The 1,370-nt window shown below is 69.1% G+C and carries 1 protein-coding gene; it reads right to left on the bottom strand.

Translation table 11 applies throughout. From position 1 onward, the window contains the following. Nucleotides 1–1,370, bottom strand: a 1,370-nt coding sequence (gene kdpB, locus FF041_RS09260) for a potassium-transporting ATPase subunit KdpB (RefSeq protein ID WP_228388097.1), incomplete at both ends; no start/stop codon positions are given.

The raw sequence follows: 1,370 nt of genomic DNA, 5'->3' as shown, positions 1-1,370 counted from the left end.
CGCGCAGGGCGAGCGGGATCAGCGCCACGATGATCAGCGCGTTGAAGATGATCGCGGAGGCGATCGCCGACAGCGGGCTGTGGAGCCCCATGATGTTGAGCGCTTCGAGATCCGGATACGCGGAGGCGAACATCGCCGGGATGATGGCGAAGTACTTGGCCACGTCGTTGGTGATGGAGAAGGTGGTGAGGGCGCCCCGGGTGATGAGGAGCTGTTTGCCGATCTCGACGATCTCGATGAGCTTGGTCGGGTTGGAGTCGAGGTCGACCATGTTCCCGGCCTCCTTGGCGGCGGAGGTGCCGGTGTTCATCGCCACGCCCACATCCGCCTGCGCCAGCGCCGGGGCGTCATTGGTGCCGTCGCCGGTCATCGCGACCAGCTTGCCGCCCGCCTGCTCCCTGCGGATGAAGTGCATCTTGTCCTCGGGGGTGGCCTCGGCGAGAAAGTCGTCCACCCCCGCCTCCTCGGCGATGGCGCGGGCGGTGAGCGGATTGTCGCCGGTGATCATCACGGTGCGGATGCCCATGGCGCGCAGATCCGCGAAGCGTTCCCTGATGCCGTCCTTCACCACGTCCTTGAGGTGGACGACGCCGAGGACCCGGGCGCCGGCCGGGTCGGCGGCGGCCACGACGAGGGGGGTTCCGCCGCTGTCCGAGATGGTGTCGACGGTCCGGCTTACCTCGTCGTGGACCGTGCCGCCCGCGACGCGTACCCAGGCGGTGACGGCGGACGCCGCTCCTTTGCGGATACGGCGGTCGTCGATGTCCACCCCGCTCATCCGGGTCTGCGCGGTGAACGGCACGAACGCGGCCCGTGCCAGTTCGCCTTCGTCACGGGCGCGCAGGGCGTGCCGCTGTTTGGCGAGGACGACGATGGAGCGGCCCTCGGGGGTCTCGTCGGCGAGGGAGGAGAGCTGGGCGGCGTCGGCGAGTTCCCCGGCGTCCACACCGGGTACGGGGAGAAAGGCGGTGGCCTGGCGGTTGCCGAAGGTGATGGTGCCGGTCTTGTCGAGGAGCAGGGTGTTGACGTCTCCGGCGGCCTCGACGGCCCGGCCGGACATGGCGAGCACATTGCGCTGGACGAGCCGGTCCATGCCGGAGATCCCGATGGCGGAGAGCAGCGCGCCGATGGTGGTGGGGATCAGTGCGACGACGAGGGCGACCAGGACGACGAGGGGCTGTTCGGCCCCGGCGAAGATCGCGAAGGGCTGGAGGGTGACGACCGCGACCAGGAACACGATGGTCAGCGAGGCGAGCAGGATGTTCAGCGCGATCTCGTTGGGGGTCTTCTGCCGGGCCGCGCCCTCCACCAGGGCGATCATCCGGTCGATGAAGGTCTCGCCGGGCTTGGAGGTCACCTTGACGACGATG

This window comes from Streptomyces jumonjinensis (assembly GCF_009600885.1).
Classification (GTDB): Bacteria; Actinomycetota; Actinomycetes; order Streptomycetales; family Streptomycetaceae; genus Streptomyces; species Streptomyces jumonjinensis.
The sequence above is the reverse complement of the archived record's forward strand: the minus strand, read 5'-3'. Positions and strand labels throughout refer to the sequence as shown.